Genomic DNA, 16,063 nt, shown 5'->3' on the forward strand with positions numbered 1-16,063 from the left:
GATCGACCGGGGCCCCTCGCTGTACGTCCTGTCGGGGACGAGCGCTACGCGCTCTTCTCCTGCGGGCCTTCCTTCTTTCCGACGATGCGGGGAACCAGCGTCGGGTTGACGTTGGAGTGCACGACGTCGGGGGTGATGACCACACGGGCGACGTCCTGGCGGGACGGCACCTCGTACATCACCGCCTGGAGGACCTCTTCCATGATGGCGCGCAGTCCGCGGGCGCCGGTCTGGCGCAGGATGGCCTGGTCGGCGATCGCTTCGAGCGCCTCACGCTCGAACTCCAGCTCCACACCGTCGAGTTCGAAGAGACGCTGGTACTGCTTCACCAGTGCGTTGCGCGGCTCGACGAGGATCTGCAGGAGTGCCTCGCGGTCCAGGTTGTGCACCGAGGTGATGACGGGGAGGCGGCCGATGAACTCGGGGATCATCCCGAACTTCACCAGGTCCTCCGGCATCACGTCCTCGAATTGGTCCTTCTCCGCGAGCTCCTGCTTGGAGTGGATCGTCGCGCCGAAGCCGATGCCCTTGGCACCCGCACGGCCCTCGATGATCTTCTCCAGACCGGCGAACGCACCGCCCACGATGAACAGCACGTTCGTCGTGTCGATCTGGATGAACTCCTGGTGCGGGTGCTTGCGTCCGCCCTGCGGCGGTACGGAGGCGGTGGTGCCCTCCAGGATCTTCAGCAGGGCCTGCTGGACGCCCTCGCCGCTGACGTCACGCGTGATCGACGGGTTCTCGCTCTTGCGGGCGACCTTGTCGATCTCGTCGATGTAGATGATGCCCGTCTCGGCCTTCTTGACGTCGTAGTCCGCGGCCTGGATGAGCTTCAGGAGGATGTTCTCGACGTCCTCGCCGACGTATCCCGCCTCGGTGAGCGCGGTGGCGTCGGCGATCGCGAACGGGACGTTCAGCATCCGGGCCAGGGTCTGGGCCAGGAGCGTCTTGCCCGAGCCCGTGGGGCCGAGCAGAAGGATGTTGGACTTGGCCAGTTCGATGGCGTCCTCGCGGCTCGCCGAGCCGCCGTTCTCGCCGGCCTGGACCCGCTTGTAGTGGTTGTACACAGCGACCGAGAGAGCCTTCTTCGCGGACTCCTGGCCGACGACGTAACCCTCGAGGAACTCGGAGATCTCGCGGGGCTTGGGAAGTTCCTCCCACCGCACCTCGCTGGTCTCGGCGAGCTCCTCCTCGATGATCTCGTTGCAGAGATCGATGCATTCGTCGCAGATGTACACGCCGGGGCCTGCGATGAGCTTCTTGACCTGCTTCTGGCTCTTTCCGCAGAACGAGCACTTGAGCAGGTCGCCGCCGTCACCGATGCGTGCCACGAGGTGCTTCCCCTTCGCCTGGGAAACGCCCTTGAGAGCGTCTCCTGGTGCCTCAATATCCGACGGTACCTTGCCGGGCCCCCCGTTCGGGCCCCCCTTGGCGCGGTTCGCTGAAGGAGCGGACCGCGCCGTGGGGAGACTGATACGGCTGCGCCGGTCAGCCGGCTGCGGCGTTGTTCATCTTCCGGGTGGAGATGATCTGGTCGATCAGGCCGTACTCCAGGGCGTCCTCAGCAGTGAGGATCTTGTCGCGCTCGATGTCGTCGCGGATCTTCTCCAGTGGCGTCGTCGAGTGCTTGGCGAGCATCTCCTCGAGCTGGGCGCGCATCCGCAGGATCTCGTTCGCCGCGATCTCGAGGTCGGAGACCTGGCCGCGGCCGGTCTCGCTGTACGGCTGGTGGATCAGCACCCGGGCGTTCGGCAGCGCCATGCGCTTGCCCGGGGTGCCGGCGGCCAGCAGGACCGCGGCGGCCGACGCGGCCTGACCCATGCACACCGTCGACACGTCCGGCTTCACGAACTGCAGGGTGTCGTAGATCGCCGTGAGTGCGGTGAAGGAGCCGCCGGGGCTGTTGATGTAGACCGAGATGTCACGGTCGGGGTCCATCGACTCGAGGCACAGGAGCTGCGCCATCACGTCGTTGGCCGAGGCGTCGTCGATCTGCACGCCGAGGAAGATCACGCGCTCCTCGAAGAGCTTCGCGTACGGGTCGTACTCGCGCACTCCCTGCGAGGTGCGCTCGACGAAGCGCGGAATCACGTAGCGGGACTCGGCACTCGGGCCGGTGTACCGGCCGGAGGCGCCTTCGTCGCGCATCCGGTCGTAGAGGCCGCTGCCGGGGAAGTCGTTCACTGTGGGTCTCCTGAAAATGTCGGCGTCGGAGGCGAGAGCCTGTCGAGAGGGGCTCAGGCCCCGGTGCCGCCGCCGCCCGGCATGCCGGCCGCGGTGGGCATGATGTCGTCGATGAGGCCGTACTCCTTGGCCTCCTCCGGGTCGAACCAGCGGTCGCGGTCCGAGTCCCGGGTGACCTGGTCCACGTCCTGACCCGTGTGGTGCGCGGTCAGCTCCGCCATGCGCTTCTTGGTCAGCAGCAGCCGCTCCGCGTGGATCTTGATGTCCGATGCGGAGCCGGCGAGGCCGGCCGAGGGCTGGTGGATCAGGATCTCCGCGTGCGGCAGCGCGAAGCGCTTGCCGGGGGTGCCCGCGCTGAGCAGGAACTGGCCCATCGAGGCGGCCATGCCCATCGCGATCGTCACCACGTCGTTCTTGATGTACTGCATGGTGTCGTAGATCGCCATGCCGGCCGTGATGGAGCCGCCGGGGCTGTTGATGTAAAGGAAGATGTCCTTTTCCGGGTCAGCGGCAAGAAGCAGCAGCTGCGCGGTGATCTTGTTGGCGATGTCGTCGTCCACGGGCTGGCCGAGGAAGATGATCCGCTCGTTGAGCAGTCGGTTGTAGACCTGGTCGCCGAGGCCACCACCGATGGAGGGCTCGCCGGCGGCGGAGGGCATCAGATTCGTCACGTATCCACCTGCTCGTCTTACGACGGCGCCGGGCCGTCTCACGTCTTCTGCGGGCTCGGGGCCCGTGCGCTCACCGCTTCCGCGGTGGTTCGGGGACTCCCCTGCCCTCGTAGTTATGGACCCTAACGCGCGGGTCCCTCCGGTGAATCCCGCAGAGGTAACTGTTCGCTGTGAGCGCAGGGTGGCGGCCAGGGCTTTCCGGGACTTCCCGCGGTCCGTGCCGCGGCCCCGAGGCGCTGAGTGAACGACGGACCCCCGCCTCGCGCGAGTGCGCGAAGCGGGGGTCCGGGACGTGCGGGTCCGGGTCGGGTCAGGACTCGGTCTTGGCCTCCGCGGCCTCGGGGGCGTCGCCCTCGGCAGCGGCGGCGTCGCCCTCGGCGGACTCCGCAGAGACCGTCTCGGCCGTCTCGTCCTCCTCCGAAAGGTCCACGACCTCACCGTTGGTGTCCTTGACGGTGACCGCTTCGACGACGACCGCGAGCGCCTTGCCGCGGGCGACCTCGCCGACGAGCATCGGCACCTGGCCACCCTCGACGACCGCCTGGGCGAACTGGTCGGGGCTCATGCCGGAGGAAGAGGCACGCCGCATGAGGTGCTCGGTGAGCTCCTCCTGGCTGACGTTGAGCTTCTCCTTGTTGACGAGCTCGTCGAGGACGAACTGCGTCTTGATGCCCTTGACCGCCTGCTCCTTGGTCTCGGCGTCGAACTCCTCGACCGTCTTGCCCTGGATCTTCAGGTAGCCCTCGAGGTCGAGGCCCATCTGACCGAGCTGGTGGTGCTCCAGGTTGTGCTTGCGGGTGTTGACCTCGTCGTCGAGAAGCTTCTCGGGGACGGGGACCTCGACCAGCTCGAGGAGCTTGTCGAGCACGCGCTCCTGGGCCTGGGTGGCCTGGTCGTACTGCTTCATGTTCTCGAGGCGCTTGCGGCTGTCCGCCTTGACCTCTTCGAGGGTGTCGAACTCACTGGCCAGCTGCGCGAAGTCGTCGTCCAGCTCGGGCAGTTCACGGGCGGCGACCTGCGTCACCTTGACCGTGACCTCCGACTCCTTGCCCTCGGCGCTGCCGCCCTTGAGCTCGGAGGTGAAGGTGGCCTCGCCACCGGCCTCGAGACCGGTCACGGCCTCGTCGATGCCGTCGAGCAGCTCGCCGGAGCCGATGGTGTACGAGACACCGCTGGCGACGCCGTCCTCGAGGACCTCGCCGTCGACCTTGGCCTCCAGGTCGATGGTGACGACGTCACCGTCGGCGGCGGCGCGCTCGACGGGGCTGGTCGAAGCGAAGCGGTCACGCAGTTCGTCGACCGACTTCTCGACGTCCTCGTCGGTGACCTCGACCGGGTCGACCTCGACCTCGATGCCGGAGTAGTCCGGGATCTCGATGGCCGGACGGATGTCGACCTCGGCGGTGAAGTTCAGCGTCTCGCCGTCCTTCAGGTCGGTGATGTCGACCTCGGGCTGACCGAGGACGTTGAGCTCCGCCTCGTTCACCGCATCGGTGTAGAACTTCGGGAGCGCGTCGTTGACAGCCTCCTCGAGGACCGCACCGCGGCCGAACCGCTGGTCGATGACGCGAGCCGGGATCTTGCCCTTGCGGAACCCCTTCACCGTGACCTGCTGGTTGATCTTCTTGTACGCCGCGTCGAGGCTGTCCTTGAGCTCCTCGAAGGGCACCTCGACAGTGAGCCGAACCCGAGTCGGGTTCAGGGTCTCCACGGCGCTCTTCACGGTTCGGTCTCCTTGATGGCTGACTTCTGGGATTCTGCTGAGCCAAAGACTTCGGAAGCCAGACGCTGCAGCGGATTGGGTCGCCCGGGAGAACTTCAGACTTGAGACACACGGGCGCGCAGCTTGCATAGTAACCGCAGCGGGCACTCGCCCCAAAAGGCGATCATGACCCCGCCGCCACCGGAAAGGGTGGGCGGTCCGCCGAGCGGGACGAGGGCCGGAGCCGGCCCCGCGCGGGCGCGGAATACGCAGGTGGTCGGGGTGGCGGGATTTGAACCCACGGCCTTCCGCTCCCAAAGCGGACGCGCTGCCAAGCTGCGCCACACCCCGTCGGTGCGACACGTAGGGTACATGCCCTCTGTCGGTGCGGTGCCCGCATTTGCGGGCCGGCGACGAGCGAGGAATGCGGTGTGCGCCGCGGGGGTCGGACCCGCTACGATGCTTCCCGTACCGCGGTTCCAGGGCGTGCGCCTTCGGGCCTTGCCTCTGACCTGCGGTGTGCTCGTGCGGGCGTAGCTCAATGGTAGAGCCTCAGTCTTCCAAACTGATTACGCGGGTTCGATTCCCGTCGCCCGCTCTCGCATGATTCGGCCCGGCCGGGACCTCGAGGTTCCGGCCGGGCCGTTCTCGTTCACTGCCGCAAACGCGCACGGACGCAGATCCACGCCTGAAGCGGGCCGGGCCGGCTCGCCGGGAACCGGCCTGCCCCGACCCGCTCAGAAGCTGATCTGGTTGATGGTGTCGGCTATCGAGTTGAGGAAGCGGTTCACCGACGGCGCCATGTCCGTCGACGCGAGGAAGAAGCCGAACAGCACCGCGACTACGGCTGGTCCCGCCTTGATGGAGCCACCGCGGATCAGCACCACAAGGATGACAGCCAACAGCAGCACCACAGACAGCGAAATGGCCACACTGATCACACCCTAGGTCGGTCCGCGTTCCGGCCCGGAGGTACACGATCGCGCACACCCCCGCCAGAACCATCGTGCCACCAACGGGCCTGGCGTATGCGGCGGGTGACGCATCGTCGGCCAAAGCTCGACCGCCTGTGCGACCCGTCCGGGGTGCGATGTCACCACAGAGGGCGGTGCGACAGCTGTGAACCACCGCCCCGCATGCGGTAATTCGCCTGACTACGGGCCGATCAATTCGGCTTGATCGATTCCCCGGGGGCGCGTTCCGTTCGCAGGGAATTCGAATTGTTGCGGCGCACACATGCGGAAGACCCGGGGGTACGGGCGAGTTGAGCCCGGGCCGTCCGCAACTGCCTCCGGAGTGGGCCACGATGGAGCGGCCGACGTGCGCCGGCAGGGCGCGGTGTGGGCAGGGTGGGGCATGTCACGGGCGTTGCGCGCGGGCGTTATGCCCTGATTGCTCGGGACAAATCCCCTTGTAACGTCCGGATAACCACTCGCCATTCATTCATGGATTTCTCACAAGATGCCGAGTCGACTTCTCCGGAGCAGGGGTACCCGAGCCCTATGCGCAGTATTCCGATCCATACGATCCGGGGTTTTACGGAATCCCTCGACCGGCGCTAGGGTGCCTCGAATGTTCCACGCTGCCATTGAACCCGCGAGCGCAGAGCAGTCACGGACCGGCTTCCCGGGAGCGCGGCGGGAGGGGCTGTGAGCCACTCACTGAGCCCGCACGGGCACCACCGTGTACCGCTGCCAGAGGCGCAGACGTCCGGCCCGATGCAGGGTCTGCCGGGTTCCCGGCTGCCGCATACGGGGCCGAATTCCGCCTCCTCCGCCGGTACTTCGGGGCCTGGCGCCGGCGCGTCCGGCTCCGCGAGCCGCGAGCAGGCCGGTGCGGCGAAGGCGGCCGCGCAGCGTGATCCGTTCTTCGACAACGCCAAGTACCTGGCGATCGTGCTGGTCGCGATGGGGCACGCATGGCAGCCGCTGACGGGCGACAGCCGGGCGGCCGAGGCGCTGTACATGACCGTGTACACGTTCCACATGCCGGCGTTCATCATGATCTCCGGCTATTTCTCGCGCAGCTTCGACATGCGTGCCGACCGGCTCAAGCGGCTGGTCACCGGAGTGCTCGTTCCGTATGTGCTCTTCGAGGTGGCCTACACGCTGTTCAAGCGGTGGGCGGACGACGATCCGACGTATCCGATCAGTCTGCTCGACCCCTGGTACCTGACCTGGTTCCTGGCCGCGCTCTTCGTCTGGCGGCTGACAACTCCACTGTGGAAGCTGGTGCGTTGGCCGGTCGCACTGTCGCTCGCCATCGCCGTGCTGGCATCGGTCTCGCCCGACATCGGCGACGATCTCGACCTGCAGCGGGTGCTGCAGTTCCTGCCGTTCTTCGTGCTCGGCCTGGTGCTCAAGCCGGAGCACTTCCAGATGGTGCGGCGGCGTGAGGTGCGGCTGCTCGCCGTGCCGGTGTTCGGGGTGGCGCTGCTGCTCGCGTACTGGGCGGCGCCGCGGATGACGTCGGCGTGGTTCTACCACCGGGACAGCGCGCAGGAGCTCGGGGCGCCGGCCTGGACGGGCGGTGTGATGACGCTCGCCCTCTTCGGTTGCTCGATCGTCCTGGTGGCATGCTTCTTCGCCTGGGTCCCGCGGCGCCACATGTGGTTCACGGCGCTCGGTGCCGGGACGCTGTACGGCTACCTGCTGCACGGATTCCTGGTCAAGGGCTCGCGCTTCTGGGGCTGGTACGAGGAGTACGAGTGGCTGCACAGGCCGCTCGGCGAGATCTTCGTGACCGTGCTGGCCGCGACGGTCATCACCCTGCTGTGCACCAAGCCGGTGCAGCGGGCCTTCCGGTTCGCGATGGAGCCGAAGATGGAATGGGCCTTCAAGCGCGACGCGGCGCAGCTCGCCCGGGAACGCTCCAAGGCGGGATCGAAGACGGGGCGCTGACCGGCGACGCGACGGTCAGTCGTCCGCGCCGAGGCCCAACCGGGCGCGCATGTCGGCGTACTTGCGGGTCAGACGCTCGCGGGTCGGGCCGTCCAGGACTGCGAGTCGCTTCCGTCCGGCGTTGTGCGCGAGGTCAGCGGCCTTCACCAGACGGGCGCCGTCGGTGGCGAGGATGCGGTCGGCGTACGCCTGCGGGTCTTCGCCCGGCTGTTTGGTGAGGGCCCGCACGATGTCCTTGGTCCGCTCCGAGAGTGCCGCTTCGGCGAGCCACTCGGGGCTGAGCGCGTCGTCCTCGACCGAGTCGTGCAGCCAGGCCGCCGCGATCTGTTCGTCCGAGCCGCCCCGTGCGCGGGTGCCCTCGGCCACGGCCTGCAGGTGTTCGGCGTACGGGCGGCCCGCCTTGTCGGTCTGTCCGGCGTGTGCGGCGCGCGCGGTCGCCTCCACCTCGGCCAGGGTGAGCCGGCGTACGGAGAAGTCGTAGGTGACGCCGGTGGCGACCTCGCTGCGGGTCCACAGGCGGGCGGCGAGGGCCCGGTCGCGGGATCTGCGGCTGGTGTCGACCACCGTCGGGTAGCCGGTTCGCTGCGCGAATCCATCGGGCCCGATGCAGGTACCGCCGCGTACGGCCGGTGCGGTGGCCGCGTGGAGGAGCGGCAGAGCACCCATCTCGGGCGACTGCGCCGTACCGCCGGCCAGGAGTCTGCCCTTCAGTGAGGTGTCGCGGCGCTGCCCTTCGGTGGCGGCCACGCCCGGGTGGGCGGCCACCGACAGGAGCGGGCGGCCTGCGGTGGTGAGGCGGCGCTGGAGTTCGTACGCGAAGAGCAGGTTGGCGAGCTTGGACTGTCCGTAGGCGAGCCAACGTCCGTAGCGGCGGCGGTCGGTGTCGAAGGCGGCCGACGGATGGCCGTCGAGGCCCGCGAGCACGTGGAGACCGCTGGAGACGGTGACGACGCGGTCCCGGATGCGGTCGAGCAGCAGGCCGGTGAGGGCGAACGGGCCCAGGTGGTTGGTACCCAGGTGTCGTTCGAAACCGTCGGCCGTGGTGCCCTTCGGGACTGCCATGACGCCCGCGTTGTTGATCAACACGTCGGCGTCGGCGTCCAGTTCGTCCGCGAAGGTGCGTACGGAGGTGAGGTCGGCCAGGTCGAGGCGGCGCACCTCGACGTCACCGTCGATCGTGTCGGCCAGGGCCCGGGCCTTGTCCCGGTCGCGGCAGGCCATCACGACCTTGGCGCCCGCTCCGGCCAGTGTGTGCGTCAGCCGGGCACCGAGGCCGCTGGTCGCGCCGGTGACGATCACCGTGCGTCCGGTCTGGTCGGGTACGTCCGCCGCCGTCCATCGAGTCATCGGGCCACCCCCCTGAGGTCCTGATTTCAGAGTAGGCCAGCGGCGCGAGGCCCGGGGCGGAAGTCCGGTCACATCCCCTCCGCTGCCGCGCGCTCGGCCATACGGACCGTGGTCCGGGTAGCCCGCTCACCCGTCGCCGCGGCAGTACCCCGCTGAGCTGCGACGACGGCCGAAGCAGTCGTTTGGTAACCTAAGTATTGACGCGTCCTTGACGCGTCCTTTGCTTTCGAATTATTTCGTTGTCCCCGCCCTTGCCCGTCCCCGCACGACAGGAGGAAGCCCATCGGCCACGCAGACACCCTCATAGCCATGGGTGGAGCCTTTCTCGCCGCAGCGGTCCTCGCCCGCGTCGGCGGCCGCATCGGTCTCCCCACCATTCCCCTCTTCATCCTGGCCGGCATCCTGCTCGGCCCTCACACACCCGGCGTGGTCCTCGTCGAGGACCCGCACGAGCTGGAGATGCTCTCCGCGCTCGGTCTGGTGCTGCTGCTCTTCTATCTCGGCCTCGAGTTCCACATGGACGACCTCAAAGCCGGTGGCAAGAAGATGGCCGTCGCCGGGAGCAGTTACCTCGTCCTGAACGTCGGCGCCGGCCTCGGCTTCGGCTTCGCTCTCGGCTGGGGCACCTCCGAGGCGCTGGTGCTCGCCGGTGTGCTCGGCATCTCGTCCTCGGCGATCGTGACGAAAGTCCTGGTCGACACCGGGCGCCTGGGCAATCCCGAGACCAAACCGATCCTCGGCATCATCGTGGTCGAGGACGTGTTCCTCGCGCTCTACCTGGCGGCACTCCAGCCGATCCTCTCCGGTGCCGACAGCCTCTCGGCAGCGCTGATCGACGGCGGAAAGGCCTTCGGTTTCCTGCTGTTGCTCGCCCTTGCCGCACGCTTCGGTACGCGCCTGGTCAGCAAGCTGATCAACACCCGGGACGACGAACTCCTCGTCATCTCGTTCCTCGGTGCCGCGGTCTTCGTGGCCGGTGTCTCCGAGTGGTTCGGTGTCGCGGACGCCATCGGGGCGTTCATGGTCGGCCTGATGCTCGGCAGTACGAGCTCCGGCGAGCGGATCATGAAGCTGGTGCACCCTCTGCGGGACGCCTTCGGCGCGATCTTCTTCTTCGCCTTCGGCCTCTCCATCGACCCCGGCCTCCTGACGGTCGTGCTCTGGCCGGTACTCGCGGCGGTCGCCCTGACCCTCGTGATGAACGTCCTGTCCGGGCTCGCCGGAGCGCGGATCTACGGCTTCGACGCAGGCCCCGCGGCGAACATCGCCACCACCCTGCTCGCCCGCGGCGAGTTCGCGCTGATCCTGGCCACCATGGCGGCGACCGCGGGACTCGACAGCCGGCTCTCCCCGTTCATCGCGGGTTACGTCCTGCTGCTCGCCGTACTCGGTCCGCTGGCCGCCGGCCGGTCGCACTGGCTGGCAAGGATCCTGCCCGGCGGGCGCCCGACCGGGTCGAAGCCGAAACCGGGGCCCGAGCGGGACTCGGCCCCGGGAGCGGACTGGGGACCGGAGACGGACTCGGATCCGGTGACGGACGCGGATCCGGTGACGGACTCGGATCCGGAGGCGGTCAGCCTTCCCGGCACAGCAGAAGCAGTGCCCGGTCGTCGTTGACGTCCTTCGCGACCGCCTCGATGAGGTGCCAGGCAGCTCCGTGAAAGCCGCCCGCGACATAGCGGTCGGCCTCTCCGGTGAGGCGGTCGATACCTTCCGCTATATCCCGCTCGGCGGTCTCCACCAGGCCGTCGGTGAAGAGCATCAGTACATCGCCGGGGCGCAGGGAACCCTTCACCGGGTCGAACTGCGCCCCGTCGTACACCCCGAGCAACGGACCCTCGGCCGTCTTCTCCTCCCAGCGGCCGGTGCCGGCGTGCAGTTGCAGCGCCGGGGGATGGCCCGCGGACTGCAGTTCGTAGTCCCCGGAATCGAGGTCGAGGGCCAGGTGGATCGAGGTCGCGAAGCCCTCGTCCCAGTCCTGGCGCAGCAGATAGCCGTTCGCCGCCGGCAGGAAGGCGTGCGGCGGGAGCGATCCGAGCAGGCCGCCGAAGGCGCCGGAGAGCAGCAGGGCACGCGAGGCTGCGTCCATGCCCTTGCCGGACACGTCGGTGAGGACGACCTCCAGCGTGCGTCCGCCGCCGGTACGGGCGGCCACCACGAAGTCTCCCGAGAACGACTGGCCGCCCGCCGGGCGCAGCGCCATCTCGCGGTGCCAGCCGACCGGAAGCTTGGGCAACTTGCTCTGTACCCGGATCCGTTCACGCAGGTCGAAGAGCATCGTCCCGCCGCGCCGCCACGGCACCCCGACCCGGCTGCGGAACTGGGCGATGAGCAGCCCGAAGAGTCCGCAGGCGCCGACCACGAGCACCACTCCCGGCGTGACGCCCACCGGGACGCGGTCGTAACTGCCGAGCTGTATCGACTCCACGACCAGGGCGGCCGCGGCTGCGGCGTACAGGCCGAGCAGGCTGGCGGGGCGCAGCAGCAGGCCGCCCGCGACGATCGGCAGGACCAGGGTGGACGGCGCGCACCACTCGGGGCGGGCGAGGGTGGCGGCGGCGATGGCCGGGATCGTGAGGAGCAGCGCGACGAGCGCGATCCAGTCGGAGCCGTCACCGCGGAAGTAGTCGACTCCGGATCTGCGCAGCGCGATACGGGCCCGGTGCGCGCGCTTGCGCATCCGGGCCGGAAACGTCTCGGCCTCGGCTCGGCCCGACTGTCGTGCTGCCATTGCTCGTGGACCCTATCCATCCGGCGTGCGGCCGCGCACGGGAGGCCCGGCTTGTCCCTCACACGGGCAGGCTGGGCCCCTCGGCGGGTGACGCGGCGCGATGCGCCCGCGTCGGCACAAAATTCCTGGCCCAGTATCGGAGGTGCCGGGTAGGGGCGGCGTATGAGCAACGACCTCCGCGTTCTGGAGCCGGCTCCCGAAACGGCGGGTGACGCGGCGCTATGCGCCCGCGTCGGCACGAGCCGGCTCCCGGTCGTACGCGACGGACGTCGATTCGGTCCTCGACGTGCAGGATGCCTTCTGCCCCTGGAACACGGGGTGTTGGCGGCTCAGGGGTGTGAAGGGCGCGAGTCGCGAGCGGACCACGGATCGGGCCGAACTCGCCCTGTCGGTGCGGGAGATCGGGTCCGCGTATCTCGGCGGGATCTCGCAGGCCTCGCCGGCCTCGCCGGCCGTGGCCAGGCGGGTGCACGAGCTGCGGGAGGGTGCGCTCGAACGTGCCTCGGCGGCGTTCGCCTCGGTGTGCGGGTGCCGTGGCTGCCGCGCAGTTTCTGGTGCCGCGCCAGGCGGGGTGAACGGCCGGACGGCTCAAGGCCGTTGGCAGCGCGGGCACCAGAAGAGGTTGCGGGCGGCCAGTTCGGCCGTGCGGATCCCGGTGCCGCAGATCAGACAGTCCTGGTTCGCCCGCCGGTAGACGTACACCTCGCCGCCGTGGTCGTCGACGCGTGGCGGGCGGCCCATCGCCTCGGGGGTGTGCTCGGGGCGGACGGTGTCGATGCGGTTGTGGCGTACGCCCTCGCGCATCAGGGCGGCGAGGTCGGCCCAGATCGCGTCCCACTCGTCGCGGGTGAGGTCCTTGCCCGCGCGGTACGGGTCGATTCGGTGCCGGAAGAGGACCTCGGCGCGGTAGACGTTGCCCACGCCCGCGACGATCTTCTGGTCCATCAGGAGCGCGGCGACGGTACTGCGGGAACGGGAGATCCGGTGCCAGGCCTTGCCGGGGTCGTCGCCGGGGCGCAGCGGGTCGGGCCCGAGCCGCTCGTGTATCGCCTGCTTCTCGCCGTCGGTGATCAGCGCGCAGGTGGTGGGCCCGCGCAGATCGGCGTACGCGTCCTCGGTGCGCAGGCGCAGGCGGACGGTGTCGGTGGGCGGCGGCGCCGGAGCGGTACCGAAGTTCAGCTTGCCGAACAGGCCGAGGTGGATGTGCACCTGACCGGCGTCGAAGGCGAGGAAGAGGTGCTTGCCGTGTGCCTCGGCGTCCCGCATCACCTGCCCGTCGAGCAGCGCCGCGGCGTCGGAGAACTTGCCCTGCGGACTGCCGGCCCGGACCGGACGTCCACGAAAGCGTGCTCGGTGGTCGGCGGCGAGGCGGTGGATCGTGTGCCCCTCGGGCACGGCGCCCTCCTGATCTCGGCTCTGAAAGGCCCGCGGGCCCCTTGGGAACACGGAACGTCAAGGGGCCGCGGGCCGCGGGGAGTTACGGCTGCTGCGGGTGGTGGTCCGGGATCGGCGGGAGCTCGCCGGTGGCCTCGTACGCGGAGAGCATCTCGATGCGGCGGGTGTGCCGGGGCTCGTCCGAATAGGGCGTGCCGAGGAAGATCTCGACGAACTTCGTCGACTCCTCGAGGGTGTGCATGCGGCCGCCGATGGAGACCACGTTCGCGTCGTTGTGCTCACGGGCGAGTGCGGCGGTCTGCTCGCTCCAGGCGAGGGCGCAGCGCACGCCCTTGACCTTGTTCGCGGCCATCTGCTCGCCGTTGCCCGAACCGCCGACCACGATGCCGAGGGCGTCCGGGTCCGCCGCGGTCCGCTCGGCGGCGCGGAGGCAGAACGGCGGGTAGTCGTCCGCCGCGTCGTAGATGTGGGGACCGCAGTCGACGGGCTCGTGGCCATGGGCTTTCAGCCACTCGACGAGGTGGTTCTTGAGTTCATAACCGGCATGATCGGAGCCGAGGTACACGCGCATGGACCGAGTGTGCCACGGCGCCGCGGAGGCCTCGGCCACGGGCCCTGGCCCCTGCCGGCGGGCCCGGTGACAACTCGCGGAAAAACCTGACGGTGGATGTCAGGTTGAGGGGTCAGCCTGGAGCCATGAATGCGAAGACACCGATCACTGCGTCCACACTCGGCACCACCGGCGCCGTGCTGCTTCCCGACGACCCGGCGTACGACGAGGAACGCTCCGGCTTCCAGGCCGGCTACTCCCACCGCCCGGCACTGACCGTCGTCGCGGCCGGCCCCGGGGACGTGCGGGCCGCCGTCGCCCATGCGGCCGGGAACCGGCTGCCGGTGGCTGTCCAGTCGACCGGGCACGGGCTCTCGGCGCCCGCGGACGGCGGCGTTCTGGTCTCCACCCGGCGGCTGACCGATCTGCACGTCGACCCGGCGACACGGACCGCTCGCGCGGGTGCCGGGGTGCGTTGGTCCGAGGTGATCGAGGCCGCCGCGGAGCACGGACTCGCCCCGTTGAACGGTTCGGCGCCCGGGGTGGGCGTCGTCGGTTACCTCACCGGCGGCGGACTCGGCATCCTGGGGCGGCAGTTCGGGTACGCGGCGGACCATGTGCGGGCGTTCGACCTGGTGACGGCCGACGGGGCGCTGCGGCGGGTCACTCCTGACAGCGAGCCCGATCTGTTCTGGGCGGTGCGCGGGGGTGGCGGGAACTTCGGGGTGGTGACCTCGGTGGAGTTCGATCTCGTGCCGCTGCCCACGGTGTACGGCGGGGTGCTCGCCTTCGACGGCGAGCATGCGGACGAGGTGCTGGCGGCGTATCCGGGGTGGGCCCGGTCGCTGCCCGAGGAGCTGACCTCGTCGCTCGCCCTGATGACGTGGCCGGACGCGCCGTTCGCTCCTGAGCCGTTCCGGGGACGGCATGTCACGCAGCTGCGGATCGCCTTCACCGGGGACCCGGCGGAGGGTGAGCGTCTGGTGGAGCCGCTGCGGAAGGTGGCGCCGCGGCTGGTCGACAGCCTGCGCGAGATGCCGTACGCCGAGAGCCACACCATTCACAGCGATCCGCCGCATCCGCACCCGTACGACGGGGACAACGCCCTGGTCACCGACCTGTCGCCGGAGGCGCTGCGGACTCTGGCCGGTCCGGAGGCGCGCGAGTCGGCGGTGGTGCAGATCAAGCATCTGAGCGGTGCGTTCGGACGGGAACCCCGGGTTCCGAACGCGGTCGGGCACCGGGATGCGGAGTTCCTGGTGAGTGTGCTCTCCGCGCTGTTCACGACGGACCGGGAGACGGCGCGTGCGGCGCACGGACGGATCCTCGCCCCGCTGGAGCCGCACCGGATCGGCCGCCAACTCAACCATCTCTTCGGGGAGTTCGGCGAGGACCGGGTGCGTGACGCCTATGAGCGGGGCACCTGGGAGCGGCTGACCCGGGTCAAGGGCGAGCACGATCCGGGCAATCTGTTCCGCCTGAACTACAACATTCCGCCGTCGGGAGACGCCGGCTGACGGCTCCGGCGTGGGTCCGCGCGGGTTCGCGCGGGTCGCGCGGGGTGTCGCGGAAACGACTGCGGGCCCTCCGGTCCGGAGGGCCCGCGAGTAGCCGGTGAGTTGCGTACCGGAGGATCAGCCGCGGCGGCCGATCAGCTTCCAGGCGGTGGGCAGCGCGCCCATGGCGAGTGCCGCCTTGAGGGCGTCGCCGATCAGGAACGGCACCAGGCCGGCTGCCACCGCGGCGCCGAGCGACATCCCGGTGGAGACCGCGAGCCACGGCACGCCGACCGCGTAGGTCACCGCGGAGCCGACGGCCATGGTGCCGGCCATGCGCGGCATCGAGCGGTCACCGCCGCGCCGGGCGAGCTCACCCACGACCGCCGCGGCGGCCATCATGCCGACCACGTACCCGAACGAGGCGCCGCCCCAGCCGGCCGTGCCGCCCTGGAACCACGGCACGCCCGCCATACCCACCAGCGCGTACAGGACGAGCGAGAGCAGACCGCGGCGGGCGCCGAGCGAGGCACCGACCAGGAGCGCGGCGAAGGTCTGACCGGTGACCGGGACCGGGGAGCCGGGCACCGGGACCACGATCTGCGCGGCGATACCGGTGAGAACGGCGCCACCGGCGACCAGGGCGATGTCCCGGGTCCTGGAGGCAGGCAGCAGGTCGGCGAGAACCTCGCCCGGACGGGTGGCTACGGCAACGGTGCTCATGCGGACTCCAGGGAACGCGAGGGGACGGGCCAGAACACCGCGACGTTAGCCCACGGCCCCGTCCCCGATCACCATGAGGCGCCGACAAAGGGGGCGTTGACCCTGTGGTGGGGTCCTCACAACTTCTCGGTTCATGCACAGCAGCCCGATCGGGGCGAGGTGATGCTTGTCACGGGGGTCACGGGTGGCGGGCCGCCTTTTGCGCGTCTGCAGTCGAGCGGGAGAGACTGTGGAGTCCCACCAAAGACCCGTCGTCGCCTGCACTCCCCCGACCTGGAGGTGCCGGGCCGCTCGGGTGGAAGGTGCTCCCCTCCCGCGGGCCGCACCCGCTCCGGCACGAAGGCGCTCCGCACATGCACGATGC

General features: G+C 69.5%; 13 protein-coding genes, 2 tRNA genes and 1 pseudogene. 5 read left to right on the forward strand and 11 right to left on the reverse strand.

Annotated features, from left to right (window positions below; genetic code table 11):
• Nucleotides 1-44 precede the first annotated feature (44 nt).
• From clpX to DSC45_RS05660, 5 genes are all read right to left on the reverse strand, one after another.
• Complete coding sequence (clpX, locus tag DSC45_RS05640; RefSeq protein WP_119287745.1) at nucleotides 45-1,331, reverse strand: ATP-dependent Clp protease ATP-binding subunit ClpX; 1,287 nt, start codon at nucleotides 1,329-1,331, stop codon at nucleotides 45-47.
• Between the two features lie 157 nt (nucleotides 1,332-1,488).
• On the reverse strand, nucleotides 1,489-2,184 hold the full coding sequence (locus DSC45_RS05645) for an ATP-dependent Clp protease proteolytic subunit (protein ID WP_119287747.1): 696 nt from the start codon (nucleotides 2,182-2,184) through the stop codon (nucleotides 1,489-1,491).
• Nucleotides 2,185-2,237: 53 nt separating this feature from the next.
• The gene (locus tag DSC45_RS05650) at nucleotides 2,238-2,843 is read right to left on the reverse strand and encodes an ATP-dependent Clp protease proteolytic subunit (RefSeq protein WP_162929165.1); all 606 of its coding nucleotides are present in this window, start codon (nucleotides 2,841-2,843) and stop codon (nucleotides 2,238-2,240) included.
• Between the two features lie 322 nt (nucleotides 2,844-3,165).
• Complete coding sequence (gene tig / locus DSC45_RS05655) at nucleotides 3,166-4,578, reverse strand: trigger factor (protein WP_162929141.1); 1,413 nt, start codon at nucleotides 4,576-4,578, stop codon at nucleotides 3,166-3,168.
• 253 nt (nucleotides 4,579-4,831) lie between these two features.
• Nucleotides 4,832-4,908, reverse strand: a tRNA-Pro gene (locus tag DSC45_RS05660).
• A 176-nt stretch (nucleotides 4,909-5,084) separates the two neighbouring features.
• Here DSC45_RS05660 and DSC45_RS05665 point away from each other — a divergent pair.
• Nucleotides 5,085-5,155, forward strand: a tRNA-Gly gene (locus tag DSC45_RS05665).
• A gap of 139 nt (nucleotides 5,156-5,294) precedes the next feature.
• Here DSC45_RS05665 and DSC45_RS05670 read toward each other — a convergent pair.
• Nucleotides 5,295-5,489 carry a hypothetical protein gene (locus DSC45_RS05670; RefSeq protein WP_119288375.1) on the reverse strand — a complete coding sequence of 65 codons (195 nt, stop codon included), beginning with the start codon at nucleotides 5,487-5,489 and terminating at the stop codon, nucleotides 5,295-5,297.
• 717 nt (nucleotides 5,490-6,206) lie between these two features.
• Here DSC45_RS05670 and DSC45_RS05675 point away from each other — a divergent pair.
• Nucleotides 6,207-7,457: an acyltransferase family protein gene (locus tag DSC45_RS05675; RefSeq protein ID WP_119287753.1), complete on the forward strand. Its 1,251-nt coding sequence runs from the start codon at nucleotides 6,207-6,209 to the stop codon at nucleotides 7,455-7,457.
• 15 nt (nucleotides 7,458-7,472) lie between these two features.
• On the opposite strand, the gene DSC45_RS05680 is transcribed toward DSC45_RS05675, so the two are convergent.
• The gene (locus DSC45_RS05680; RefSeq protein ID WP_119287755.1) at nucleotides 7,473-8,804 is read right to left on the reverse strand and encodes an oxidoreductase; all 1,332 of its coding nucleotides are present in this window, start codon (nucleotides 8,802-8,804) and stop codon (nucleotides 7,473-7,475) included.
• Nucleotides 8,805-9,113: 309 nt separating this feature from the next.
• On the opposite strand from DSC45_RS05680, the gene DSC45_RS05685 reads away from it, so the two are divergent.
• Nucleotides 9,114-10,421, forward strand: a complete 1,308-nt coding sequence (locus tag DSC45_RS05685; protein WP_119287757.1) for a cation:proton antiporter — start codon at nucleotides 9,114-9,116, stop codon at nucleotides 10,419-10,421.
• Here the strand turns inward: DSC45_RS05685 and DSC45_RS05690 are convergent.
• A complete protein-coding gene (locus DSC45_RS05690; protein WP_119287759.1) occupies nucleotides 10,378-11,535 on the reverse strand; it encodes a PP2C family protein-serine/threonine phosphatase in 1,158 nt (385 codons plus the stop codon). The two genes, DSC45_RS05685 and DSC45_RS05690, sit on opposite strands and share 44 nt — an antisense overlap.
• A 247-nt stretch (nucleotides 11,536-11,782) precedes the next feature.
• On the opposite strand from DSC45_RS05690, the pseudogene DSC45_RS36255 reads away from it, so the two are divergent.
• Nucleotides 11,783-12,087 (forward strand): annotated as a pseudogene (locus DSC45_RS36255) (sterol carrier protein domain-containing protein); the annotation flags it as partial.
• Between the two features lie 36 nt (nucleotides 12,088-12,123).
• Here DSC45_RS36255 and DSC45_RS05700 read toward each other — a convergent pair.
• Nucleotides 12,124-12,930, reverse strand: coding sequence for an Fpg/Nei family DNA glycosylase (locus tag DSC45_RS05700; RefSeq protein WP_119287760.1), 807 nt, complete (start codon nucleotides 12,928-12,930; stop codon nucleotides 12,124-12,126).
• Nucleotides 12,931-13,012: 82 nt separating this feature from the next.
• The gene (locus tag DSC45_RS05705) at nucleotides 13,013-13,501 is read right to left on the reverse strand and encodes a ribose-5-phosphate isomerase (protein ID WP_119287762.1); all 489 of its coding nucleotides are present in this window, start codon (nucleotides 13,499-13,501) and stop codon (nucleotides 13,013-13,015) included.
• Between the two features lie 125 nt (nucleotides 13,502-13,626).
• On the opposite strand from DSC45_RS05705, the gene DSC45_RS05710 reads away from it, so the two are divergent.
• Nucleotides 13,627-14,997 carry an FAD-binding oxidoreductase gene (locus DSC45_RS05710; RefSeq protein ID WP_119287764.1) on the forward strand — a complete coding sequence of 457 codons (1,371 nt, stop codon included), beginning with the start codon at nucleotides 13,627-13,629 and terminating at the stop codon, nucleotides 14,995-14,997.
• Between the two features lie 117 nt (nucleotides 14,998-15,114).
• Here DSC45_RS05710 and DSC45_RS05715 read toward each other — a convergent pair whose 3' ends face one another.
• Entirely contained in the window at nucleotides 15,115-15,699 is a 585-nt protein-coding gene (locus DSC45_RS05715; RefSeq protein ID WP_119287765.1) for a biotin transporter BioY, read from the reverse strand.
• Nucleotides 15,700-16,063: the final 364 nt, after the last annotated feature.

Origin of the sequence: Streptomyces sp. YIM 130001, assembly GCF_003574445.1 — a bacterium.
Taxonomy (GTDB): domain Bacteria; phylum Actinomycetota; class Actinomycetes; order Streptomycetales; family Streptomycetaceae; genus Streptomyces.

Coding starts and splice junctions, on each gene's coding strand:
- DSC45_RS05705 (WP_119287762.1), bottom strand. CDS start 13,501: ATGCGCGTGTACCTCGGCTCCGATCATGCCGGTTATGAACTCAAGAAC.
- DSC45_RS05650 (WP_162929165.1), bottom strand. CDS start 2,843: ATGCCCTCCGCCGCCGGCGAGCCCTCCATCGGTGGTGGCCTCGGCGAC.
- DSC45_RS05685 (WP_119287757.1), top strand. CDS start 9,114: ATGGGTGGAGCCTTTCTCGCCGCAGCGGTCCTCGCCCGCGTCGGCGGC.
- DSC45_RS05680 (WP_119287755.1), bottom strand. CDS start 8,804: ATGACTCGATGGACGGCGGCGGACGTACCCGACCAGACCGGACGCACG.
- DSC45_RS05715 (WP_119287765.1), bottom strand. CDS start 15,699: ATGAGCACCGTTGCCGTAGCCACCCGTCCGGGCGAGGTTCTCGCCGAC.
- DSC45_RS05710 (WP_119287764.1), top strand. CDS start 13,627: ATGAATGCGAAGACACCGATCACTGCGTCCACACTCGGCACCACCGGC.
- DSC45_RS05690 (WP_119287759.1), bottom strand. CDS start 11,535: ATGGCAGCACGACAGTCGGGCCGAGCCGAGGCCGAGACGTTTCCGGCC.